Source organism: Acinetobacter sp. AL9, assembly GCF_041464035.1.
Classification (GTDB): domain Bacteria; phylum Pseudomonadota; class Gammaproteobacteria; order Pseudomonadales; family Moraxellaceae; genus Acinetobacter; species Acinetobacter towneri.
Window position 1 is genome coordinate 41,037 of sequence record NZ_JAYFSK010000012.1, and the last position, 23,050, is coordinate 64,086.

A 23,050-nucleotide genomic window follows, 5' to 3' on the forward strand; every position below is an offset into this window, starting at 1 on the left:
ATGGCTGTCAAAAAAGCACAGATGATGCCCACCTTCGTTTATGAAGGGATTGACCGCAAAGGGGCTAAGTTAAAAGGGGAAATTCCAGCGCGTAATATGGCCTTGGCAAAGGTCACATTGCGTAAACAAGGGATTACCATCAAGACGATTCGCCAAAAGAAAAAGAATATTCTTGAAGGCTTAATGAAAAAACGGGTGTCGACCTTAGACATCACTATTTTCACGCGTCAGCTTGCCACTATGATGAAAGCAGGTGTGCCTTTGGTACAAAGCTTTGAGATTGTTGCCGAAGGTCTTGAAAACCCCGCCATGCGTGAAGTGGTTTTAGGCATTAAAGGTGAAGTGGAAGGCGGGAATACCTTTGCTGGCGCATTGCGTAAATATCCTCAATATTTTGACAACCTATTTTGTTCTTTGGTCGAATCTGGTGAACAATCGGGTGCCCTAGAAACCATGCTAGATCGTGTCGCGATCTATAAAGAAAAGAGTGAGTTACTCAAACAAAAAATTAAAAAAGCCATGAAATACCCTGCAACGGTCATTGTGGTGGCCGTGATTGTGACCATTATTTTGATGGTGAAAGTCGTACCTGTGTTTGAAGAGTTGTTTAGCTCTTTTGGTGCGGACTTGCCTGCCTTCACTAAAATGGTGGTGAACATGTCACAATGGATGCAGAAATACTGGTTTATTCTGATTATTGTGATTGGGGTCATCATTGCAGGTTTCTTGGAAACTAAAAAACGCAGTAAAAAATTCCGTGACTTCTTAGACAAAGCGGCACTGAAAGCGCCTATTTTTGGTGACTTGGTCTATAAAGCGATTATTGCACGTTATAGCCGTACTTTAGCCACTACTTTTGCTGCTGGTGTACCCTTAATTGATGCCTTGGAATCTACCGCTGGGGCAACCAATAATGTGGTCTATGAAGAAGCCGTGATGAAAATTCGTGATGATGTTGCGACAGGTCAACAGCTACAATTCGCCATGCGTGTCACCAATAAATTCCCGTCTATGGCAGTGCAAATGGTAGCCATTGGTGAAGAATCAGGTGCGCTAGATGCCATGCTAGATAAAGTCGCAACCCACTATGAAAACGAAGTCGACAACGCAGTAGATGGCTTAACCTCAATGATGGAGCCGTTGATTATGTCTGTCTTGGGTATTTTAGTGGGTGGTTTAGTTGTCGCCATGTACCTTCCAATCTTCCAAATGGGTTCTGTGGTTTAATGCAAGAATTAATCGCGTACTTTATCCAAAATCCAACTGCGCTCTATATCGCAGTTGGACTTTTTAGTTTATGTATTGGCAGTTTTTTGAATGTGGTGATTTACCGCACCCCAAAAATGATGGAACAGGAGTGGCGTAATGACTGCCAAATGTTATTACATCCTGAACAAGCCATTATTGATGAAAGTAAAATCACCCTGAGCAAACCTGCATCGACCTGCCCCAAATGTCACAACCCAATTCGTTGGTATCAAAATATTCCTGTGCTGAGTTGGTTGGTATTACGCGGTAAATGTAGCAACTGCCAAAACCTGATCAGCGTACGTTATCCAATGATTGAAGTATTAACCGCTGTTTGCGCCCTGATTGTGCTTGCGGTATTTGGCCCAACTGTACAAATGCTGTTTGGTTTGCTGCTCACTTATACCTTGATTGCACTCACCTTCATTGATTTTGATACACAACTCTTGCCAGACCGTTACACCCTGCCTTTGGCTGCACTGGGTTTGGCAGTCAACAGCTATGCCATCTATACCTCACCGACATCGGCAATTTGGGGTTATGTAATTGGCTTCCTATGTCTATGGGTGGTGTATTACCTGTTTAAAATCGTCACAGGCAAAGAAGGCATGGGCTATGGTGACTTCAAGCTCCTTGCCGCTTTAGGTGCATGGATGGGGCCGATGATGTTACCCCTGATTGTGCTGCTATCGTCCTTAGTTGGGGCTATTATTGGCATTATTCTGTTAAAAGTGCGTAAAGAAAACCAACCCTTTGCATTTGGTCCGTATATCGCCATTGCGGGCTGGATTGCCTTTTTATGGGGCGAGCAAATCATGAAAGTATATTTGGGACAATAAGGACAGCACATGCGTTTTGTTTTGGGTCTAACAGGAGGAATTGGCAGTGGCAAGTCTGCAGCCAGTGCGTGGTTCGAGACCCAAGGCATTGTTGTGGTCGATGCGGATGTTGTTGCACGTGAAGTAGTTGAAAAAGGACAGCCTACCTTAAAGCAAATTCAACAACACTTTGGCGATTGGGTTTTACTTGAAAATGGCGAACTAGATCGTCGCGCATTACGTGAACACATTTTCAAAGAACCAAGTGCACGACAAGCACTTGAAAAAATCACCCACCCTGCAATTCGTGAATCGATTATTCAACAATTAAATGCTGCCAATAGCCCCTACGTGGTTTTGGTTTCACCACTCTTGTTTGAAACCAATCAACATCAATTGACCCGACATACATTATTGATTGATGCTACTGAAGCCCTACAAATTCACCGTGCTTCACAACGTGATGGTCAAACGGTTGAGCAAATTCATAAAATTATTCAAGCACAAATGCCACGTGCTGAAAAACAACGCCTAGCCGATGACATTGTGCTAAATGATGGGCATTTAGATCATTTGTATAGCAAACTTGAAGTATTGCATCAGCAGTATTTAAAGCGAGCGATGCAGTAAGCAAATTAATCTGACTGTTGTTTTTGCTGTTCAAGTTGAGCTTTTAAGCTGTCAGGTCGGGCCCACCAACGCCAAGGTTGCAAAGCACCAATCCCCATACCCACCAAGCCACATAAAATTGCTAAACTCAAAGGTTCACCCAATAAAGGGACAGCAAGAATCGCAGCGATAAACGGCGCCAAGGTCACAATACTGCCAGTTTTGAATGCTCCCAAACGCTTAATTGCCTCGACATAGCTAAGTGTTGCGATGATCACCACAAACACTCCATGAAAAATAGTTTGCAGCAATAAATGAATCGGTTCAGGTGTGCTGAGTTGTTTCGGGAAAAACAGTACGTAAATCGGGACATAGACGATTGCCGACCAAATTGCGACACCCGCCATAGCATGCCAAGCGGAAAGCTTCCATTGTCTTAATAAAACCGTAAACACACCCCACCAAATAGCGCTGATAAAAAACAGTCCATCCCCAAGTCCAAAGGCAACACCTGTTTCTTGATACATCAGCGCACTCATACCCGCAATGGCGGTCAGCATAATTACAATACTGATCCATGTATGGCGGTCAAAAGGCACTCGAAATAACATCCAAGCAGCAATGGCGGTACAAACAGGAATACAGCCATTCAAAAAAATGGCAGCATGCGCAGCAGGTACATAATGAAAAGCACTATACGCAGTCAGGCAATAGCCCACTCCACCAATCATTGCCAAAATAAAAGGCTCTTTTTTCCATAAAAATGCCGTATCTTTTTTCCAGATAAGAATCGGCATTAAAATACAAAAAGCCAAAGCAAAGCGTAAGGCGGTAATATCCCAAGCACTGATCTGCCATTGTGCATTCAGCCGAGCAGTTAGGGTAAAACCACCCCAAATGCACATGGTAACAAGCACCAAAGCATAACCTTGCTTTTGGGGAGATAGACGAATCACGGTGTTGAAAGCATCAATAAAATAGCAAATACAAAATCAGCAATTAAGCCTGACGCTGACGACAAGCTTCATACAAGGCCATACCTGTTGCAACACTGACATTCAGACTTTGCAGATTTCCTGCCATTGGAATAAATACGGTTTGATCACATTGTGACTGGGTAATTGGGCGTAAACCTGTATCTTCTGCGCCCATCACCACGCATACTGCTGTGCCTGTAAAGTCAAATTGCTGAATTGGCAAAGCTTTTTCATCCAGCATCGTACCCACCACGCGCACATTAAACTCTTGTTTCAAATGCGCCAAAGTACGTGCCAAATTGGTCACTTGGATAAATTTGACTTTTTCTGCACCACCTGCAGCTACTTTGCGTGCAGTTGGGGTCAAACTTGCTGAACGATCACGCGGCACAATCACGGCAGTAACCCCCATCGCAGCGGCAGTACGGATACACGCACCCAAGTTATGCGGGTCGGTGACTTGGTCGAGCGCCAAAAGTAAAGGCTTGCTATCAGCCTGCAACAAGGCATCCAAGTCTTTTTCATTCAGAGTTGGATGTGGGCGTACTGCAGCCACCACTCCTTGGTGAAAAGGCAAACCTGCCAGTTTTTCCAAGCTGTCACGGCTGGCTTTTTGCACACTAATGCCAAATGGTTCGGCAAGTTCTAAAATCTTTTGTAAACGCTGATCATCACGCCCTTTTAAGGTAAAAAGAGTTAAGACGCGCTCTGGCTCAAGCTCCAATAATGACTCCACCGAGTGAACGCCATAATAATATTCAGGTTTTGCCATGAACGACCTCTAATTAATGCACCAATAAACCAGCGAAAACGAAAAATCCTGCAAAGCTGACTTTACAGGATTTCAATAAGATCTAGTTTAACCGATTCGGGTGAAAATTTCTTGATTCAATTCCGCTTGATTGGGTGCTCAAGCAGGAGAAAAATGAAATCTTAATTCAATACCCTATTATCGGCTGATTAGCCTTCTAAGTGGCACACGTAATCGAGCACTTCATCGGTTTCGATGCTGAAACGGCTATTGCCAGGCACATAGAACGATTGACCCGCGCGGAATAATTCACTTTCTTCGCTATCGGCAATTTTGACACGACATTCACCTGAAATAATTTCCATACGTTCAGGTACATGCGTTTCAAAAGTCAAGGCTTGTTCAGTCGGTAAAATTACCCCTAAGGTTTTTTTGGTACCGTCTTCAAATTGCACCGTGTGACTGATGCATTGCCCACCAAAATAGACATTCGACTTTTTCACAACTGATACATGATCAAACTGAGCTGACATGCGTATTCTCCAGGTAACGCGTTTTTATATTTTTGACTGATGTAGTTTAATTCTGTCCTCAGAACTAATCAATCTGTGTTTACAGTGGGCTTTGCGTAAATTGAACAATGTTTCAATACGCAGCATGCAACACGCTGACAGCACAGTCTAAGCCAATGCCAGAGGCATGCAAAGTACTCTGCTCTAGATTCTTCCCCACTAAAGTGCTAAATCTGAATGTGAAACAGATCACAAATAGTATGTGTATCATTTAAGTTTCACCCGATCAGGCAGCACCTAAAAACTTCCTAAGCAAATATACTGCAATTTGATGACTATCAAATGAAATGGTCAACGAGTCTTGCGTTTTATATAGGATGCTTATCGGGTACATTTTTTGTTGTTTGTGCTGCAATTTAAGCTAGAATTAAACAGACGAAAATAACAGCCTTGTTATGGCATTTCCAAAACTTAACTCTCTTTCACTGACACTTTTCGCAGCTTGGATGCGTTTATGCTGACTCATTTAACACTGATTAACTTTGCCCTTGCCGACCACTTAGCACTGGATATTGAAACAGGTTTTAACGTTCTGACAGGGGAAACAGGTGCAGGTAAATCCTTACTTTTAGATGCGCTCTCTGCCTGTTTAGGTGAACGTACCGATACCAATTATGTACGTTTTGGCTCAGATAAAGCCGATGTGACCGCGAGTTTCAGTTATCAGGACAATAGCCCTGAAGCACAATGGCTAAAAGAACATGAATTAGATGATGAGTCTGGTGAAATCCATTTACGTCGGGTAATTTTTGCCACAGGGCGCAGCAAAGCATGGATTAATGGTCGTCCAAGCAGTTTGGCAGAGCTGAAAGAAATTGGACGCTTACTGGTACAGTTATACAGTCAGCACAGTCAGCAACAATTGCTCGAACCGCCTTATCCAAAACACTGGCTTGATCGTTATTATAATTTTTATGCCCCTGCCCAAGCAGTACGTGATGCTTACAGTACATGGCAAAAAAATATCCGACAGCATCAGGCAGCGCTGGATGCACAGGCAACCCGCAAGCAACGCATCGAAACCCTGAACTTACAGCTCGAAGAACTCGAAGAACTGGTACAAATCGATTATAAGGAGATTGAACAAGAGTTTGATCGCCTAAGCCATCATGAACATATCATGCAGGATTGCAGTTATAGCTTAAATGCCTTGGATGAAGCCGAGCAAAACATCACTCAGGAAATTGCTTCAATTATTCGCCGCTTGGAATCGCATGCGGGGCGCAGTGAGCAATTATCGGAAATTTATAATTCATTGTTAAATGCGCAAAGTGAATTAGATGATGCGACAGCCAATTTACGTCAGTTTATTGATCGTCAAAGCTTTGATCCAGAGCGCATGGAAGAACTGAATCAGAAGCTGGAAGCTTTTCATCGTTTGGCACGTAAATACCGCACTCAGCCTGAATTACTGAAACAAGAGTTCGATACTTGGCAAGCCGAACTCACGGCTTTACATGAACTGGAAGATCCTGAAACTTTGGCAGAACAAGTAGAAGTGGCACATCAGGACTTCTTAGCCAAAGCACAACATTTAGATGATATCCGTCGTGAAGCAGCTGCACCGCTCGCTAAACAACTAACCGAGCAAGTTAAACAATTGGCACTGCCTGAGGCACATTTTGAATTTAAATTTGAACCTTTAGAACAAGTTTCTGCGGAAGGGTTAAGTTTTATTCAATTATTGTTTACCGCCAACAAAGGTATTCCTGCACAGCCATTGGCACGCGTGGCTTCTGGTGGTGAATTATCGCGGATTGCCTTGGTTATGCAAGTCATGAATGCCGAAAAAACCGAAGCCGAAGTCTTGGTTTTTGATGAAATTGATGTCGGGATTAGTGGTGGTACCGCAGAAATTGTGGGGCGCTTACTCGCAGGTTTGGCGCAACACGTTCAAATTTTATGTATTACCCACCAAGCACAAGTGGCAGCACAGTCTGATCAACACCTTTTAGTGAAAAAGCGTCAGACCGACCCTGCCAGCAGCACCATTGTTGAATTAGAAGAAGATGCGCGTATTTTAGAATTGGCACGCATGACAGGCGGCGTTGAAATTAATGACACCACCCTGCAACACGCCAAACAATTACGCCAATTGAAGTTTCAACAGGCTTAAAAACCAACGCTGTCACAAAAAGAGCTTGGTGAAATCACAAAGCTCAAGTAACGTGTATCCTAAAGGAATAGGTTTTTCTAGAAGCAACTGTTTTTAAGGAGAATTGCTTAGGTGACTAAACAATATCTGACGCATCGCTGTCTCATAGCCCCGCCCGATATGAATGATGAGTTTTTTGCAAACACCGTCATCTATTTGGCACGTCATGATGAAGACGGTGCGCAAGGCATTATTATCAACCGTCCATCGGGTATCCAAATCAAAGAATTACTCAATGATTTAGATATAGACGCAGATAATGTGCATCCTCACGAAGTTCTACAAGGTGGTCCATTACGACCTGAGGCAGGTTTTGTTTTACACACAGGGCAGCCAACTTGGCATTCATCTATCGCTGTTGGTGAAAATGTCTGTATCACCACCTCTAAAGATATTTTAGATGCGATTGCCCACAACGAAGGCGTTGGACGTTACCAAATTGCCTTGGGCTATGCCAGTTGGGGCAAACAGCAACTGGAACAAGAAATTGCTCGGGGCGATTGGCTGATTTGCGAATCCGACATGGACTTAATTTTTAATTTACCTTATGACGATCGTTGGGATGCCGCTTATCGTAAAATGGGCGTAGATCCAACATGGTTATCTTCAGAGATTGGTCATGCCTGAAACAACACAAGCCCAAACTATCATGGCATTTGACTTCGGTACGCAAAAAATGGGCATGGCTGTGGGGCAGGCACTAATTGAAAGTGCGACCCCACTCGCCCTCTTCCCCATGAAAGATGGCATTCCACAATGGGAAAACTTGCTGAAAATCATCAAGCAACATCAGCCACAATTATTTCTAGTGGGCTTACCTTTAAATATGGATGATAGCGAGTCGGAACTGTCTACCCGTGCACGTAAGTTTGCCAGACGCTTACGCCATCAAAGCAATATCAACACCCTAATGGTCGATGAACGCCTAACCACACGTGAAGCACGTGATGAGCTTGATCATTATCAAGCCCAAGGGCGTGGCAAAAAGCTCGCAGCCGACAGTCTTGCCGCAGCACTATTGATTGAAAGCTGGTATCGTGAGCCTCACGGCATTCAGCCTTAAATCCTGTTTCTGAATAGATAACAACGACAAACGAAAGAATTGGGATATTGATCGTTAGAATGCCTAAGATCATCTTTAAAAAGTCTATTGGTCTGGCGATTTTTTGATATAAAGTGACACCATCCTTTTGGTGTGAATGGGTAAATCCGCATGGCACTGTCTAGCTTTGGCAAGATTCTCACAGTCTTAGACTTATTTTCAACCGCACGTCCTGTCATTAATGTAGATACCATTAGTGAGGAACTTGGTTTATCTAAGCCTACCAGTTACCGCTATTTAAAAGAGTTGGTTTCAGCAGAGTTGTTGCAGCGCATGAGTGGCACATCGGGAGATTACACCCTTGGGCCAAAAATTGCGGTATTGGATTTTATCTCTCGCACGACCGATCCATTGGTCACCATCAGTATTCCGTTTATGAAAAAAATTGCGGAACGTACTGAATTTTGCTGTTTGCTGACCCAACTCAATCAAGATTCCTGCATTGATGTGCATCACGAAATCTTTAAAGATACGCCTTTGCTGTCTTATGGTCGCGGCTGCCCACGTCCTGTTTATGTCGGCTCATCGCCAAAAATTATTATGGCACATCTGCCTAAAGCTAAAATTTTAGACTATTACCAACGTTTTTCTAACGAATTGGCACAAGTCAATTTTGCACAAGATGAAGATGACTTTTTGCAGCAAATGCGCAAAATCAAAAAACAAGGCTATTATTTTTCTAACGGCGAACTCGATGCAGAAATTGCAGGCTTATCTGTACCGATTCGTTTTTCATCTAAAGATGCCCCTTATGCATTGACGCTGCTGGCATCTAAAAACCGTTTTGAATTTGTCAATTTGCAAAAACTGATTGAAATTTTGCAGGACAATGCAGAACAAATTGAAAAACAGGTGGAAGTACTGAATACCAGTTTTAGTATAGAACTCACTTAAAGATTTAGGTTATTGATACCTTAAAGCACTGAATTTAAATACAATTAAAATTTATTCCTGAATAAGGATTTAGAGTGCTAAATCAAGTTTTATTCAATAGCCGTGTGAAAATAGCGAAAGGTCAGATTAATTCTGGGTTGTATAATTTTATTGGACTTCATTAAGGCATGTTTCCAATAGTGTTGTGTCGTGCCACGCATGACCAACAACTGACCGCTGTGCAACAGTAGCTCAACCTTGTTGGCGCGGTGTTTATGCTGAAAACAAAATTTACGGGTTGCCCCCAAACTCAAAGATGCAATGACAGCGTGTCTGCCTAAATTCGGCTCATCATCACTGTGCCAACCCAAGCCCTGCGTACCATCTTGATATAAATTGGCCAAACATGAATTAAAGGGATGCCCGACCCATTGTTCAATTTGCTGTTTCAATCGCCACAAAGCAGGCTGCCATAGCAGTGCCTGCTTAACTGCTCCCGAATAACGATATTGATACTGCTCATCGCCATACCATACCACTTGGCGCTGTGTCCGATAATACTGACCAAAGAGCAGACCTTCATCAGGCTGCCATGCCAAATGTTGCAGAAAATACCGTAAATAACGCTCACTATGCTCCGCACTCAGCACCAAACTATAGTCCTGCGCAATGCCGTCATAAGGCAGTACGTTGTCACAACGCTCAGGTGCAAACAATTCTAGATTCATGGTCATTCCTATGCTGAATAGCTTATTGTTTAATCTAAAACAAGGATCAGGACTGCTCACAAAATGACACAGCTTTTTGGCTTGTGAGTCGTGAAGTTCATCCTTAGACTTAAAATCATCGTTCTTATAACAATAATAGCTTATGAATTTATGGCATTTATTTCAAAAATTGCGTCCCTTCGTTCGACCTTATCAGCTCTTGGTGATTGCTACCTTAGTTTTAACGCTCATCGGCTCATTAACAGCTCAAGTCAATGCACTGACTTTACAATACGCTGTTGACCGTATTAACGCCTTAATTGAGGCAGGACAGGGGCTGTCTGCAGGCTGGCACATTTTAATCACCATTTCAGCCATTTTGCTGGGTAAAGAAATCATCAATGCCTTTGTGCAGTTTGGACAGAAGTTTTATGGTGAAAAACTACGCATTTTTGTGTCACAAGATTTGGCACAGGGCATTATTGAGAAATTTTTGCGTTATCGACTGGCCTTTTTTAATCAGGACAACAACCAAGCAGGTAAATTACAAACACGTATAGATCGTGGCATTGGTTCGCTCACCCGCTTAGTGCAAATTTTCTTTATTGATATTTTGCCACTCTTTACCAGTGCAATTGTGGCTTTGGGCTTAATGTATTATGCCAATTTTTATGTGGGCTTGGTCGCGACACTCATTGTGCCTATTTATTTTTGGCTGACCTATCAGCAGGCACAAAAACTAGGAAGCTGGCGACGTAATTTACGTGATGGACGTGAGAAAAAAAGCCAAGGGATTCTCAGCATCATCAACTCAATTACCGTGATTAAATCATTTAACAGAGAAAGCATCGAAGCAGAAAAACAACTCACCCTGCAGAAAAAACTGACCCACAATCAAATGCAGACCCGCCAAACCAGTTTTTTATTTGATGGTTTAAAAAGCTTTATTGAACAAATTGGCGTGGTGCTGATTATTATTTTAACTGCTTATTTTGTGTTAGATAGACAAATGAGCATCGGCATGATCATGTATCACGTGTTGCTGTTTGGCAATGTTTCTGCCCCAATTCGCTCATTGCATCGTATTTATGATGAAGTCAATGATGCAATGATCTATTCAGAAAGCTTCTTTCAAATTTTGGAAGCCGAGCATGAAATTGAGCCAAGTGGTACGCTTAAACCAGTTATTCGAGGGCAGTTTGATCTGCAACAGGTAAACTTTTTTTATCCGAATGGACATCATGCACTCAAAGACATTCAAATGCAGATTCAGCCCAATAAAATTACCGCATTGGTGGGATTGTCGGGAGCAGGAAAATCTACCCTGATCAGTTTATTAGATAAATTCTATGAACCACAACAGGGAACAATTCAGCTCGATGGGATTGATATTAACCACATCGACACTCAATATTTGCGTGACCATATCGGCTTGGTTTTGCAAAAAAATCATATTTTCCAAGGCTCTATTTTTGAAAATATTCGTTATGGCAAAACTGATGCAAGCTTGGAAGATGTGATTCTGGCAGCCCAAAAAGCCTCTATTCACGAACAAATTTTGCAATTGCCTCAGGCTTATGACGCAGATGCCCTCATGCTTTCAGGCGGTCAACAACAACGGATTGCCCTTGCACGTATGTTCCTGAAAAATCCACCTATTATTTTTTTAGATGAACCGACTGCTAGTCTGGATGCCATTGCAACCGAACAAATCAAACAAAGCCTCGATGAAATTAAACAAGGGCGTACGGTCATCATCATTTCACATAGCTTATCGCAAATTATTGATGCCGATTACACCTATGTCATGAAAGATGGCAGGATTGCGGAACATGGCGAACATGATGCGCTTTATCATCAAAATGGGGTTTATAAAGAAATTTTTGATGCGATGGCAAAAAGTTTAAATATTGAAAAAATTGCCAAAACTTATGAGGATGATGCCGAGGAAGAAACCCATAGTTAATCAAAAAGTGCTTCAATCAGAAGCACTTTTTAATGAAGAATCACGATATTTAAGGTTGTTTCAAATATGGCCATGCCGCTTTTAAATAAATAAACATCGACCAAAGCGTTAGAATTACAGCAGTATAGAGCAACAAATAAGCCACCATTTCCAATGGTTGCCAGTTCAATAAGAACACTGAAATCGCAATCATTTGGAATGCTGTTTTATATTTCCCCACTGTAGACACCGCCACACTGGTACGTGCGCCGAGTTCAGCCATCCACTCTCGTAAGGCAGATACGGTAATTTCACGGGAAATAATTACAATCGCGGCAAAAGCCATAGAAATAGTCGGTTGCCATTGCACTAAAACAATCAATGCCGCAGCGACCATAAGTTTATCGGCCACAGGGTCTAAAAAGCGCCCAAATGCAGAGGTCTGATTCAAAGTACGTGCCAAATAGCCATCAAACCAGTCGGTCACAGCAGCAATCACAAAAATAGACGTCAAAATAATATGACGCGTCATGCCACCATCATAACCATTTACGCCCATTGCAGGCGGCCAATACGCCACCAACAAAAAAACAGGAATCAAGGCGATTCGAGCCAAAGTTAATATATTTGGAATGTTCAGGATACGACCTGTTGTCATAGACACCGCCAATGTTTCCCCTCTTTACGCTGCATATTCACAAGTTTTTTGAGGATTTGTCATCGTGAATAGGCTTCACTTTATACGAAATGCTAGTAGGTGTCACTAGGCAAACACGGTGATGGTCTGTCGGGCAATCGCTATTAGCCGATCCTGATCATCCCATAAGTGCGCATATTCTGTGGCATAACCACCGCTAGCATGATCGGTAAAAACTTTATATTTCATCCAATCTTGCAGCTGATTTTGCAAAGGATTGATATAGGTCACATGCCAAGTCAGTGAACTGGCAGGAGCGAGCTGCTCAAACATCGGCAGTACTCCAGGCGGCCACATATCAAAAGCCACCATCAAATCGGCAATGGTCATGGCACGATTCGTATGCTGTTTTGGGTTAAAACGCATCCAGCCTGCAAAATCAGGTTTATGACTAGCAGTAAACGGATATTGTCCTTCAGACCAAACCAAATCCATCTGCTGAAAACATTCAGGTGCTAAAGGATGATGCTGTGTAACAGGCAATTCCGTTGCAGGTGGAAAATTGGGCGCAGTACGTTCTTGTTGCACCACAATGCTGGATTCACGTGCCGCACCAAAACTGGCAATTAAAATGCTTTGTACTGCATCATCCTGCCATAAACGAACTTCGACACTGGTCACAGATTTGCCTTCACGCAGAATTTCCGCCGTGAGCCGTGCCCGACCTTGTTGCACAGGTCCGACAAACGTGACACTGCTGCTTAGCAAGCGCTTTTTCGGATCGGCAATACAAAGCTGGGCTTTTTGCATCATCAAACCTGCCACCAATCCACCATAAATAGTGCGCCCCTGTAACCACCCAAGCGGGATGTCTATCCATTCTTGCTCGGCAATGGCTTGATAGGTCTGTAGCAACGACATAGCTTTTCCTTAAACAATGTTGTGGTTGATATTACAGGGTTTCGATCTGATGTGAATGTTCAATGACGACAGAGTCAATGCACTTTTTTGCTATTTACCTTTGTAGAAAATACTGCTTTTTATGCAGTAAATAGGGTCTGTTGACAATTCGTCTATGTTTGCGACGTGAGAGATATATCTCGCAAGATTTTTAGCTAATATAAGGCATGAGGCAGGAAATTTAGTCATTCATGCAGCACTTTATAAATCGTACGCGCCATTACTTCACCCAGTCCGGGTACTAAAGTCAACTCTTTTTCAGAAGCTTTCAGGACACCTTGTATGCCACCAAAATGGGTGAGTAAATCACGACGACGTTTTGGCCCTAAGCCCGGAATCACTTCAAGTATTGATGAGCCACGTTTTTTATCGCGCTTGGCACGGTGCTTGGTAATTGCAAATCGGTGTGCTTCATCACGTACCTGCTGAATCAAATGCAGCGCCTTATGATCTTCAGGCAGCTGAATTTTGCTGCCATCGGTAAAATGTAGCGTTTCTAGACCAGGTTTGCGTCCTTCGCCTTTGGACACCCCAATCATAAAGGCATCCAATCCTAACTCCTGCATGACCTCCATCGCCATATTCAACTGCCCTTTACCGCCATCAATCAGCAATAAATCGGGCAGCATGGCTTTTTTATAACGGCGCGTTAAAGCTTGGCGCATGGCAGCATAGTCATCTCCAGCCTGAATATCCTGAATTGAAAATTGTCGATAATCACGTTTGCGAATACCACCACTGTCAAATACCACGCAAGATGCCACAGTGTCTTCGCCCATAGTGTGCGAAATATCAAAACATTCAATCCGATCAATCGGGCGTCCAACCACTTGCTCTAACTGATGAAAACGCTCATTTAATTCAAAGTGATTGGCGAGTTTACCTTTAATGGCATGCTGCACATTCATTTGTGCCAATTCTTGCCACTCGGCACGGGTTTCACGCACTTTATGTTTAATTTGAATTTTTTTATCGAAGTGTTGCTGTAAGGCTTGTTCCAACTCTTTGCAATCTGCCACTTCCACATTAACAATCAATTCCGCTGGAATTTCATCGGCCACCTGAAAGTAAAAGTTGGCAATAAAATCGGCCAACATTTGCCCCAAATCATCGCCCAACATATCAGGAAAATAGCTTTTACCGCCCAGCATTTTGCCATTGCGCACATGCATAATTTGCACACAGGTCACACCTGCCTGATAAGCAATTGCGATAATATCGGCTTCGCCTTTGAGTTTATAAATGGCTTGCTGTGCCTGCACATCACGCAACAAAGCCATACGGTCACGGTAAAAGACTGCTTTTTCAAATTCCAACGCTTCGGCTGCAGCTTCCATTTTAGCAATCAATTGCTGATTCAGTTCTTTACTATCGCCCTGTAAAAATCGAATCGAATTATTAACATCTTCTTTATATTCTTCGGGCGAAATCAATCCTACACACGGTGCCGAACAGCGTTTGATCTGATATTGCAAACACGGACGCTGCCGTTGAGCAAAATAACTGTTTTCACACTGCCGCACATTAAACAGTTTTTGTAACACCACCAAAGTATCGCGGGCATTGTACGCACTCGGATAAGGCCCAAAAAACTTGCCTATCTGATGCTTGCCTTTGCCGCGTCCACTGGCAATACGCGGATAAGGCTGATCTGCCGACACAAAAATATAAACATAGGACTTATCATCGCGCAGCATAATATTGTACGGTGGACGATGCAGCTTAATCAGATTTTGTTCAAGCAATAACGCTTCAGTTTCGGAACGCACCACCAAAGTTTCAATATCATAAATACGCGCCACTAAAGCCTGCGTTTTAGGATGCTCGATGGTTTTGACAAAATAACTCGACACTCGGTTTTTTAAATTTTTGGCTTTGCCGACATATAACAACTCCCCGTCTTTACCCAACATACGGTAAACCCCTGGCAATTGGGTCATATTTGCCAAAATTTTCTCGATATGCTCACCTGCGTTTGGGTTCACGAGTCATCCTATTCTTGCTACATTCTTTACATGATGTGCTGCTTTATCTGATTTTTTCAAGCTTTATCCTGTGGCATAGCGCATGATCTATCCACTAAAACGATCAGCTCAGTGCTAAAAACGATCAGTCGGCAACACAAGATTTGCTATGCTCAGGCATCTTGTCAGCAGAAGGAAAGTGCAGGATGACGACCGCACCACACGGCATACCGACCATTCAATCCGCAACGTCCCAGCCGATCAGTACACATCAGTACACATCAGTATGTATCCGCCAAAGACCGTTTGATTGGCAAGCCGCGCTTTCATTTTGAACCTACACAAGTCATGCAATTGTTACGTCAACGGATTATTGGACAAGATGCAGCGCTGAATGAAATCGAAAAAATGCTGTATGTGGTCAAGGCCGATTTCTCCAGCACAGAGCGACCACTTTCAGTGACTTTAATGCTTGGCCCGACAGGTGTTGGCAAGACCGAAACGGTGCGCCTGATTGCCGAAGCCATTTATGGTCGCCCCGATGCCTTCTGCCGCATTGATATGAATACCTTGGCGCAGGAACACTATGCGGCTGCACTCACAGGCGCGCCTCCTGGCTATGTCGGCTCTAAAGAAGGCCATAGTTTATTTGATGAAACTGCGATTGCAGGTTCGCACACCCGCCCAGGCATTATGCTGTTTGATGAACTGGAAAAAGCCTCAAGCGAAGTGATACGTGGCTTAATGAATATGCTAGATACAGGCAAACTGACCCTGACTGCAGGCACCAAAACCATCGACTTTCGCAATTGCATGATTTTTATGACCAGCAATGTGGGTGCTCAAGCCGCACAACAATACTTAGATAAATTGAATCTGTTGCCGCAAAAAGTACAACAACTGTGCTTAAAACGCATGCCCACACAACGGATCATTGAAAAAGTCATGCAGCGTAAATTTGACCCTGAATTTTTAAATCGGATTGACCGTAGTTTGCATTATCAAGCGGTATCTGCTGATGCCCTGCCGCAATTGGTTGAAATTGAATTGGAAAAGTTAAACCATCGCCTGCAGCATCAACAGCGCCAAGTCGAACTCACTGCAGCAGCTAAAGCCTATTTTTATCAGGGGCATGATATTCGTTACGGCGCGCGGCATTTGGGGCGTAAAATTCGTACTGAACTTGAACCCATTTTAGCTTTATATTTTTTAAAGTATCCTGAAAAATCGGAAATATGTGTAGATTGCAGTGCAAATCAATTGCACCTCAAAATAGAATAAACCCGCGACTTATACTGCGTGAATCTTGAGAATGCCACTCTGCTCATCCTCAAAGTTTTGATGCTTATTTTTGCTTAAAAAGCCTAGGGTCTGTTGACAATTCGTCTATGTTTGCGACGTGAGAGATATATCTCGCAAGATTTTTAGCTGATATAAGGCATGAGGCAGGAAATTTAGTCATTCTAAATGACTGACTCATAACGCAATAGCAGCAAAAAATATGCTCGTCCTGAAAGGCTGTGGCTAAAACTTTCTCAGATTGCGTTATGAAACTTGGCAATAGTCTCGCTATTCCCTGCGTTTCATGCCTGATCTGCTCAGTTTTAGCCTACAGCGCAAGCCATTTATGAAATGTCAACAGACCCTAGGGATTAGTCGGTAATTTCCATTCCCAAGGCTTGACTAAATTTGGTCTGATCTTTAGGTGAAACCAATACAAATTTTGGCTGCCCCGCTTGAAGATAATCAATTTTTAAACGCTTCAGCGACAAAGCAGGTGACGCTACAGAATTATTGGTTTTAGATATTTTTTGAATACTGTCGCGCGGAATATCCCATTTTAAAAACATGCAACGGATCTGCAAGCGTTCTGCATCAACCTGATAGCGCGTATTGAACACAGGCCACCACAACACAAAAATGGTAATGAAATACACCCCTGTGTGCACAGGAAATGCTGGCATCGTGCCTTTGGCGTACATGGTCAGCAATAACTGAATCAATAGACCAGACATACAAATCACAAAAGCCAAAACCCACCAATCTTTTTTAGAACGAAACGTTTGCATAAAAATTCCCCTATTTGCTTCATTCTATACATAAAAATAGGCGGGAATTAAAGTGCGTTGCTGAAATTGCTCAAAAATGTCATAAAAAAACGCCCCGAAAGGCGTTGCGATACTTTAAAACACATAAGGGCGAATAAAAATTAAGAAGAAAATCCCGAGCATTAAAAACCATTTTAAGAAATAGTACACACGACTATTTTTAGCTTTTAAAGCCTTGGCTTTTAAACGCACTTGATAGACATAGCCAAAGACTTTATTTAAGCCACCCGTCTGATCGCCTGCTTCATTCGTAGAGCTTGCTGCGGTCATCACATTTTTGCCAAACCAGTGATTAAACTTTTGCATCCAGCGAGATTTTAACGGACGCTCGACATCGGCAAAGAAAATAATACGGTTTTGAGAAGTGCCATTTTCAGCATAGTGAATATAGGTTTCATCAAACACCACACTTTCACCATCACGCCATGAATAACGCTCCCCATCGACATCAATAAAACAACGGTCATCATTTGGTGTCATCAATCCCAAGTGGTAACGCAATGAACCTGCATACGGGTCACGATGACGCACTAAACGACTGTCGGGCGCTAGTTCAGTAAACATCGCCGCCTTAATGCTAGGCAAAGTTTTTAATAATGCTGTGGTTTTTGGACATAATTCTGCTGCTGATGGATGCGCGGAGTCATACCATTTTAAGTAAAAACGCTTCCAGCCTGTTTTAAAGAATGAGTTAAAACCCAAATCATCGTAAGTACTTGAAGCTTTAATACCGCCCTGTTCATATAAAGCTTTGGCTTCATCACGAATCATTTCCCAATTGTCATCCAAAACCTTTAAATCTTGAAAGTGCTGGGTGTCGATATACGGTTGATTTGGTACTTTAGAGAACAAATACATCAAATAGTTGATCGGTGCGAGGATGGTAGAATGGTCAAAAAACTGACGATAAAAACTATGACGCACCTTGCCGCGCTGTTGAATATACAGCGCTGAAGCGATAAAAATCGCCAGAATAATCCACTTCAACATAGAACAACCCAAATTGCTGAAAACAGCTAAAATTCAAAATGTCGCATATTCTACTCAATTTCAGCGCATGAGGTCATAGCAGAAAATAGAACACAGCATTGCAAATCGCTATCCCCCCTATCCAGCTTCACGCTTTAAAACATCACCATCCAAACGATGGATTTACTTTTCTGTCCCAAACAACCCACTGATAACATCTATTTATCAAGCTTTTCTAAATCGAAAATGCAATACAACCTGATTAAAAATAAAAGAGAAAACAATCACTTTCATCTTTCTTTAAACATAGGATTTTAAAATCGGGTCAAAAAGCAATTCCGAGCTATGAGAAAAATCATGACCCTTGCGTCACGGCTTGATACAACTTGCTATATTTTTTTTCGATATAGTTATCGTAAGATTAGCGAGGCATATATGTGTGCAGGACTATCGCACACGCTTCATAACATCAACTTAGAAGTCCTCCAAAATAAAGGAGATCAGGCATGATCCACGCTGGCAATGCCATTACCGTCCAAATGCTTTCGGACGGAATTGCAGAATTCCGCTTTGACTTACAAGGTGAGTCGGTCAACAAATTTAACCGTGCAACGATTGAAGACTTTAAAGCAGCGATTGAGGCTGTTAAAGCAAACAATGAAGTGAAAGGTTTAATCGTCACTTCTGCAAAATCAACCTTTATCGTGGGTGCAGACATCACCGAATTTGGCGCAAACTTCGCTCAAGGCGAACAAGCCATTGTGGATTGGGCATTGCCTGTTCACGACATCTTCAATGCTTTTGAAGATTTAGAAATTCCTAAAGTTGCTGCAATCAATGGTATGGCATTGGGCGGTGGCTTTGAAATGTGTTTGGTATGTGACTACCGTGTCATGTCAGACCAAGCACAAGTGGGCTTACCAGAAATCAAACTCGGTATTTTCCCGGGCTTTGGTGGTACGGTTCGTTTAAGCCGCGTTATTGGTATCGACAATGCGGTTGAATGGATGGCAATGGCCAACCCTAAACGTCCTGATGCTGCACTTAAAGACGGTGCTGTAGATGCTGTAGTTGCTGCAGATCAATTACAAGCGGCTGCGCTTGATTTGGTTAAACAAGCCATTGCAGATCGTTTGGACTGGAAAGCAAAACGCCAAGAAAAATTAGACCCAGTGAAATTGAACCCACTTGAACAAATGATGGCGTTCAACACTGCAAAAGGTGCGGTATTAGCCAAAGCGAATCCTGCACAATACCCTGCACCAAAACTCATGCTTGATTCTTTACAAGCAGGTGCAAGCTTGCCACGTAATGACGCACTCAAAGCGGAAGCGGAAGGCTTTGCTAAAGCTGCGGTAACGCCACAAGCAGGCGCGTTGATTGGCTTGTTCATCAACGACCAAGTGGTGAAGAAGACCTCGAAAAAATATGAAAAAGGTGCGCATCCTGTTAACCAAGCGGCTGTACTCGGCGCGGGTATCATGGGTGGCGGTATTGCTTACCAAGCGGCAAGCAAAGGCACACCAATTATCATGAAAGACATTGGCAATCCACAATTGGCATTGGGGATGTCTGAAGCAAACAAATTGCTGACCAAACAAGTTGAACGTAAAAAAATGACACCTGCCAAAATGGGTGAAACTTTGGCACGTATCCGCCCAACTTTAAGCTATGACGAGTTTAAAGAAGTAGATATCGTGATTGAAGCCGTGACTGAGAATCCGAAAGTCAAAGGCATTGTGTTGGCTGAAACTGAAAAATCAGTACGTGAAAACACCATTATCGCGTCAAACACATCAACCATTTCGATTACACGTTTGGCAGAAAACCTACAACGTCCAGAAAACTTTGTCGGCATGCACTTCTTTAACCCAGTGCACATGATGCCATTGGTAGAAGTGATTCGTGGTGAAAAAACTTCACCTGAAGCGATTGCGACTACTGTGGTTCTTGCTCAGAAAATGGGTAAAACACCAATCGTTGTGAACGACTGCCCAGGCTTCTTGGTGAACCGTGTATTGTTCCCTTACTTTGGTGCATTCGACTTGTTACTTAAAGATGGCGCAGACTTCCAGCAAGTTGACAAAGTCATGGAAAAATTCGGTTGGCCAATGGGTCCTGCATACTTGATCGACGTTGTTGGTATCGACACGGGCGTTCACGGTGCAGAAGTCATGGCTGAAGGTTTCCCTGACCGTATGAAGCCAGACTTCAAAGGTTCAATCGAAATCATGTACGAAAACAAACGTTTGGGTCAAAAAAACGACGTTGGTTTCTACAAATATGAATTGGATCGCAAAGGCAAAAAAGCCAAAGTAGTTGATCCAACTGCATACGAGCTTGTGGCATCTGTTGCAACTGCTGAAAAACGCGAGTTTGATGCTCAAGAAATCATTGACCGTATGATGCTTGCTTTCTGTAACGAAACTGTTCGTTGCCTAGAAGACAACATCGTAGCAACTGCTTCTGAAGCAGACATGGCGATGATTATGGGTGTAGGTTTCCCTCCATTCCGTGGTGGTCCATGCCGTTACATCGACCAAACAGGTGTTGCTGAATACGTTGCGCTTTGCGACAAATATGCACACTTAGGAAAAGCTTATGAAGCGCCACAAATGTTGCGTGACATGGCTGCTAACAACAAAAAATTCTACGGTTAAGGAGCAACGTGAATGGCTACTTTAAATCCACGTGACGTTGTCATCGTTGATGGCGTACGTTCTGCAATGGGTAAAACCAAAAACGGTATGTTCCGCAATGTACGTGCTGACAGTCTATCGGCTGAATTGGTTCGTGCTTTAGTTGCTCGTAACCAGTTTGATGTCAACGAAGTTGAAGATGTGATCTGGGGCTGTGTTAACCAAACCCTAGAACAAGGTATGAACATTGGTCGTAATATTGCTTTATTGGCTGATCTTCCAAAAACAGTAGCGGGTCAAACTGTAAACCGTCTGTGTGGTTCTTCAATGCAAGCGATCCACACCGCTGCGGCACAAATTGCAACCAATCAGGGTGATATTTTCATCATTGGTGGTGTAGAGCACATGGGCCATGTGGGCATGATGCACGGTATCGACATCAACCCTGCTGCATCGAAGCACTATGCCAAAGCCTCAAACATGATGGGCTTAACTGCTGAAATGTTGGGTCGCATGAACGGTATTTCTCGTGAAGAGCAAGATGCCTTTGGTGTGGAATCACACCGTCGTGCATGGGCTGCAACGCAAGAAGGCCGTTTTAAAAACGAAATCATTGGCATTGAAGGTCATGATGCAAACGGCTTTAAACAACTATGCGACATCGACGAAGTGATTCGTCCAGATGCTAACCTTGAAGCATTCCAAGCTTTACGTCCTGTATTTGATCCGAAAGGCGGTACCGTAACTGCGGCGACATCTTCAGCATTGTCTGATGGTGCTTCTGCGATGTTGCTTATGTCTGCTGAACGTGCACAAGCATTAGGTTTGAAACCACGTGCGGTGATTCGCTCTATGGCCGTTGCAGGCTGTGATGCAGCAATCATGGGTTATGGCCCAGTACCTGCAACGCAAAAAGCACTTAAACGTGCGGGCTTGTCAATTGCAGACATTCAAACCTTTGAATTAAACGAAGCGTTTGCTGCACAAGGTCTATCTGTTCTAAAAGGCTTAGGCATTTATGATCAGCAAGATCGTGTGAACTTGAACGGTGGTGCAATTGCACTCGGTCACCCATTGGGTTGTTCAGGTGCGCGTATCACCACCACGTTATTGAACGTGATGGAACAACAAGACACGCAAATTGGTCTTGCGACCATGTGTATCGGTCTTGGTCAAGGTATCGCGACAATTATTGAGCGTGTGTAAAAAGTCTTCGTAATAAAAAAATCCTCGCATCATGCGGGGATTTTTTATTTTGTTGTTTTGAGCTGTTCTAATTTTTAAATTTTATTCTTTTGCATTGTTATCTTGAAGACTAGATGGCTGATCAGTTGTGATTTACCTGCACGGCTTAAACCAACAACTCCCCCATCAACCATGTCATATAGCGTTCTTTATCCATAAAGTCTGGGGCGCTGCCTGTATCCAAGCAATAATATTGTTGATTAAATTCAATCACAATTTGTTCAGTCTGATGCCAATCTTCAACCAAACGAAAGTGCTGATTAAAGAAGTAACGGTTCTTGCCCCAATTATTTAAATTTTCGAGTTTCGGGTAGTTTTTATTTTCTAAGAATTGCAAATACAGTTGTTGAATATCATCAAAGACTTGAATGCTGTTCATATTGGACCTGCCTAGCTGAGCAATTAAATCAACAGGCACAGTTTAGGCAAGAGATTTGAACGGCAGATGACATTCTTTTGACAATTTGATGTAAGGATTTGCCAGACCTTACAACTTGCTTTCCAGTGCCCGCTGATGCTGCTGAGTGATCTCTTGCATTTGCGTATTGAGCTGCACCATCTCTTGATATACCGCATTAAATTCTTTCAAGGCTGCATCTTCATAGAACATGAAGGTATTGTTTTTGAGCTCCCATTTATTGTTTGGCGGATTCAAGCGGCAAGTGCAACAGTATAAAAACCAGCCATAACTTCACTCGGTGTATACCAACCTAGTGTTTTTCTAGGACGATGGTTGAGTGCAAATTCTATCTGCTCTATTTGTTCGTTTGA

At 42.9% G+C, this 23,050-nt stretch carries 22 protein-coding genes and 1 pseudogene; 11 read left to right on the forward strand and 12 right to left on the reverse strand.

What is annotated here, in order from left to right:
• The 3 genes from ACEO2X_RS04545 to coaE are packed head-to-tail and all read left to right on the forward strand — an operon-like array spanning nucleotide 1 to nucleotide 2,696.
• Nucleotides 1-1,227: a type II secretion system F family protein gene (locus ACEO2X_RS04545; RefSeq protein ID WP_004975864.1), complete on the forward strand. Its 1,227-nt coding sequence runs from the start codon at nucleotides 1-3 to the stop codon at nucleotides 1,225-1,227.
• Nucleotides 1,227-2,087 (forward strand): A24 family peptidase, encoded by an 861-nt coding sequence (locus ACEO2X_RS04550; protein ID WP_004975862.1) that lies wholly within the window; start codon nucleotides 1,227-1,229, stop codon nucleotides 2,085-2,087. Before ACEO2X_RS04545 ends, ACEO2X_RS04550 begins: the two co-directional genes overlap by 1 nt.
• Before the next feature lie 9 nt (nucleotides 2,088-2,096).
• On the forward strand, nucleotides 2,097-2,696 hold the full coding sequence (gene coaE / locus ACEO2X_RS04555; protein ID WP_371971131.1) for a dephospho-CoA kinase: 600 nt from the start codon (nucleotides 2,097-2,099) through the stop codon (nucleotides 2,694-2,696).
• A 5-nt stretch (nucleotides 2,697-2,701) separates the two neighbouring features.
• Here coaE and ACEO2X_RS04560 read toward each other — a convergent pair whose 3' ends face one another.
• The 3 genes from ACEO2X_RS04560 to ACEO2X_RS04570 all read right to left on the reverse strand — a co-directional run bounded on the left by ACEO2X_RS04560 (nucleotide 2,702) and on the right by ACEO2X_RS04570 (nucleotide 4,936).
• Nucleotides 2,702-3,631 carry a DMT family transporter gene (locus ACEO2X_RS04560; RefSeq protein WP_004975858.1) on the reverse strand — a complete coding sequence of 310 codons (930 nt, stop codon included), beginning with the start codon at nucleotides 3,629-3,631 and terminating at the stop codon, nucleotides 2,702-2,704.
• Nucleotides 3,632-3,674: 43 nt separating this feature from the next.
• A complete protein-coding gene (rlmB, locus tag ACEO2X_RS04565) occupies nucleotides 3,675-4,424 on the reverse strand; it encodes a 23S rRNA (guanosine(2251)-2'-O)-methyltransferase RlmB (protein WP_004975856.1) in 750 nt (249 codons plus the stop codon).
• 188 nt (nucleotides 4,425-4,612) lie between these two features.
• Complete coding sequence (locus tag ACEO2X_RS04570; protein ID WP_004975854.1) at nucleotides 4,613-4,936, reverse strand: pyrimidine/purine nucleoside phosphorylase; 324 nt, start codon at nucleotides 4,934-4,936, stop codon at nucleotides 4,613-4,615.
• Nucleotides 4,937-5,429: 493 nt separating this feature from the next.
• Here ACEO2X_RS04570 and recN point away from each other — a divergent pair, with 493 nt between their 5' ends.
• From recN to ACEO2X_RS04590, 4 genes are all read left to right on the forward strand, one after another.
• The gene (recN, locus tag ACEO2X_RS04575) at nucleotides 5,430-7,091 is read left to right on the forward strand and encodes a DNA repair protein RecN (RefSeq protein WP_371971132.1); all 1,662 of its coding nucleotides are present in this window, start codon (nucleotides 5,430-5,432) and stop codon (nucleotides 7,089-7,091) included.
• Between the two features lie 111 nt (nucleotides 7,092-7,202).
• Complete coding sequence (locus tag ACEO2X_RS04580; protein ID WP_004975844.1) at nucleotides 7,203-7,757, forward strand: YqgE/AlgH family protein; 555 nt, start codon at nucleotides 7,203-7,205, stop codon at nucleotides 7,755-7,757.
• Nucleotides 7,750-8,193, forward strand: coding sequence for a Holliday junction resolvase RuvX (ruvX, locus tag ACEO2X_RS04585; RefSeq protein WP_104852952.1), 444 nt, complete (start codon nucleotides 7,750-7,752; stop codon nucleotides 8,191-8,193). The genes ACEO2X_RS04580 and ruvX overlap by 8 nt, the downstream gene beginning before the upstream one ends.
• 150 nt (nucleotides 8,194-8,343) lie before the next feature.
• Nucleotides 8,344-9,126 carry an IclR family transcriptional regulator gene (locus tag ACEO2X_RS04590; RefSeq protein ID WP_004975841.1) on the forward strand — a complete coding sequence of 261 codons (783 nt, stop codon included), beginning with the start codon at nucleotides 8,344-8,346 and terminating at the stop codon, nucleotides 9,124-9,126.
• Nucleotides 9,127-9,215: 89 nt separating this feature from the next.
• Here ACEO2X_RS04590 and ACEO2X_RS04595 read toward each other — a convergent pair whose 3' ends face one another.
• Entirely contained in the window at nucleotides 9,216-9,833 is a 618-nt protein-coding gene (locus ACEO2X_RS04595) for an alpha-ketoglutarate-dependent dioxygenase AlkB (protein ID WP_371971133.1), read from the reverse strand.
• A gap of 142 nt (nucleotides 9,834-9,975) precedes the next feature.
• On the opposite strand from ACEO2X_RS04595, the gene ACEO2X_RS04600 reads away from it, so the two are divergent.
• Nucleotides 9,976-11,778, forward strand: a complete 1,803-nt coding sequence (locus ACEO2X_RS04600; protein WP_154321120.1) for an ABC transporter ATP-binding protein — start codon at nucleotides 9,976-9,978, stop codon at nucleotides 11,776-11,778.
• Between the two features lie 49 nt (nucleotides 11,779-11,827).
• Here the strand turns inward: ACEO2X_RS04600 and pgsA are convergent, their stop codons facing one another.
• The 3 genes from pgsA to uvrC all read right to left on the reverse strand — a co-directional run bounded on the left by pgsA (nucleotide 11,828) and on the right by uvrC (nucleotide 15,339).
• The gene (gene pgsA / locus ACEO2X_RS04605) at nucleotides 11,828-12,415 is read right to left on the reverse strand and encodes a CDP-diacylglycerol--glycerol-3-phosphate 3-phosphatidyltransferase (RefSeq protein ID WP_004975835.1); all 588 of its coding nucleotides are present in this window, start codon (nucleotides 12,413-12,415) and stop codon (nucleotides 11,828-11,830) included.
• A 105-nt stretch (nucleotides 12,416-12,520) separates the two neighbouring features.
• Entirely contained in the window at nucleotides 12,521-13,315 is a 795-nt protein-coding gene (locus ACEO2X_RS04610) for a thioesterase family protein (protein WP_371971134.1), read from the reverse strand.
• Between the two features lie 224 nt (nucleotides 13,316-13,539).
• The gene (uvrC, locus tag ACEO2X_RS04615; protein WP_004975832.1) at nucleotides 13,540-15,339 is read right to left on the reverse strand and encodes an excinuclease ABC subunit UvrC; all 1,800 of its coding nucleotides are present in this window, start codon (nucleotides 15,337-15,339) and stop codon (nucleotides 13,540-13,542) included.
• Nucleotides 15,340-15,588: 249 nt separating this feature from the next.
• Between uvrC and ACEO2X_RS04620 the strand changes: the two genes are divergently transcribed.
• Nucleotides 15,589-16,599 carry an AAA family ATPase gene (locus ACEO2X_RS04620; RefSeq protein WP_371971138.1) on the forward strand — a complete coding sequence of 337 codons (1,011 nt, stop codon included), beginning with the start codon at nucleotides 15,589-15,591 and terminating at the stop codon, nucleotides 16,597-16,599.
• A gap of 371 nt (nucleotides 16,600-16,970) precedes the next feature.
• Here ACEO2X_RS04620 and ACEO2X_RS04625 read toward each other — a convergent pair whose 3' ends face one another.
• Complete coding sequence (locus ACEO2X_RS04625) at nucleotides 16,971-17,387, reverse strand: PH domain-containing protein (RefSeq protein WP_004975829.1); 417 nt, start codon at nucleotides 17,385-17,387, stop codon at nucleotides 16,971-16,973.
• Between the two features lie 114 nt (nucleotides 17,388-17,501).
• Nucleotides 17,502-18,416, reverse strand: a complete 915-nt coding sequence (gene lpxO, locus ACEO2X_RS04630; protein ID WP_371971135.1) for a lipid A hydroxylase LpxO — start codon at nucleotides 18,414-18,416, stop codon at nucleotides 17,502-17,504.
• Nucleotides 18,417-18,901: 485 nt separating this feature from the next.
• Here lpxO and fadB point away from each other — a divergent pair, with 485 nt between their 5' ends.
• Together fadB and fadA are read left to right on the forward strand one after the other, a co-directional pair.
• Entirely contained in the window at nucleotides 18,902-21,055 is a 2,154-nt protein-coding gene (fadB, locus tag ACEO2X_RS04635) for a fatty acid oxidation complex subunit alpha FadB (protein ID WP_371971136.1), read from the forward strand.
• Between the two features lie 12 nt (nucleotides 21,056-21,067).
• Complete coding sequence (gene fadA / locus ACEO2X_RS04640) at nucleotides 21,068-22,240, forward strand: acetyl-CoA C-acyltransferase FadA (protein ID WP_004975824.1); 1,173 nt, start codon at nucleotides 21,068-21,070, stop codon at nucleotides 22,238-22,240.
• Between the two features lie 145 nt (nucleotides 22,241-22,385).
• On the opposite strand, the gene ACEO2X_RS04645 is transcribed toward fadA, so the two are convergent.
• From ACEO2X_RS04645 to ACEO2X_RS04655, 3 genes and pseudogenes are all read right to left on the reverse strand, one after another.
• Nucleotides 22,386-22,658 carry a hypothetical protein gene (locus ACEO2X_RS04645; RefSeq protein WP_004975814.1) on the reverse strand — a complete coding sequence of 91 codons (273 nt, stop codon included), beginning with the start codon at nucleotides 22,656-22,658 and terminating at the stop codon, nucleotides 22,386-22,388.
• A gap of 108 nt (nucleotides 22,659-22,766) precedes the next feature.
• Nucleotides 22,767-22,889 carry a hypothetical protein gene (locus ACEO2X_RS04650; RefSeq protein WP_267283332.1) on the reverse strand — a complete coding sequence of 41 codons (123 nt, stop codon included), beginning with the start codon at nucleotides 22,887-22,889 and terminating at the stop codon, nucleotides 22,767-22,769.
• A gap of 41 nt (nucleotides 22,890-22,930) precedes the next feature.
• Nucleotides 22,931-23,050, reverse strand: a pseudogene (locus ACEO2X_RS04655) (IS30 family transposase); the annotation flags it as partial.

Coding starts and splice junctions, on each gene's coding strand:
- ACEO2X_RS04545 (WP_004975864.1), top strand. CDS start 1: ATGGCTGTCAAAAAAGCACAGATGATGCCCACCTTCGTTTATGAAGGG.
- ACEO2X_RS04550 (WP_004975862.1), top strand. CDS start 1,227: ATGCAAGAATTAATCGCGTACTTTATCCAAAATCCAACTGCGCTCTAT.
- coaE (WP_371971131.1), top strand. CDS start 2,097: ATGCGTTTTGTTTTGGGTCTAACAGGAGGAATTGGCAGTGGCAAGTCT.
- rlmB (WP_004975856.1), bottom strand. CDS start 4,424: ATGGCAAAACCTGAATATTATTATGGCGTTCACTCGGTGGAGTCATTA.
- ACEO2X_RS04570 (WP_004975854.1), bottom strand. CDS start 4,936: ATGTCAGCTCAGTTTGATCATGTATCAGTTGTGAAAAAGTCGAATGTC.
- recN (WP_371971132.1), top strand. CDS start 5,430: ATGCTGACTCATTTAACACTGATTAACTTTGCCCTTGCCGACCACTTA.
- ruvX (WP_104852952.1), top strand. CDS start 7,750: ATGCCTGAAACAACACAAGCCCAAACTATCATGGCATTTGACTTCGGT.
- ACEO2X_RS04590 (WP_004975841.1), top strand. CDS start 8,344: ATGGCACTGTCTAGCTTTGGCAAGATTCTCACAGTCTTAGACTTATTT.
- ACEO2X_RS04595 (WP_371971133.1), bottom strand. CDS start 9,833: ATGAATCTAGAATTGTTTGCACCTGAGCGTTGTGACAACGTACTGCCT.
- ACEO2X_RS04600 (WP_154321120.1), top strand. CDS start 9,976: ATGAATTTATGGCATTTATTTCAAAAATTGCGTCCCTTCGTTCGACCT.
- pgsA (WP_004975835.1), bottom strand. CDS start 12,415: ATGACAACAGGTCGTATCCTGAACATTCCAAATATATTAACTTTGGCT.
- ACEO2X_RS04610 (WP_371971134.1), bottom strand. CDS start 13,315: ATGTCGTTGCTACAGACCTATCAAGCCATTGCCGAGCAAGAATGGATA.
- ACEO2X_RS04625 (WP_004975829.1), bottom strand. CDS start 17,387: ATGCAAACGTTTCGTTCTAAAAAAGATTGGTGGGTTTTGGCTTTTGTG.
- lpxO (WP_371971135.1), bottom strand. CDS start 18,416: ATGTTGAAGTGGATTATTCTGGCGATTTTTATCGCTTCAGCGCTGTAT.
- fadB (WP_371971136.1), top strand. CDS start 18,902: ATGATCCACGCTGGCAATGCCATTACCGTCCAAATGCTTTCGGACGGA.
- fadA (WP_004975824.1), top strand. CDS start 21,068: ATGGCTACTTTAAATCCACGTGACGTTGTCATCGTTGATGGCGTACGT.
- ACEO2X_RS04645 (WP_004975814.1), bottom strand. CDS start 22,658: ATGAACAGCATTCAAGTCTTTGATGATATTCAACAACTGTATTTGCAA.
- ACEO2X_RS04650 (WP_267283332.1), bottom strand. CDS start 22,889: ATGTTCTATGAAGATGCAGCCTTGAAAGAATTTAATGCGGTATATCAA.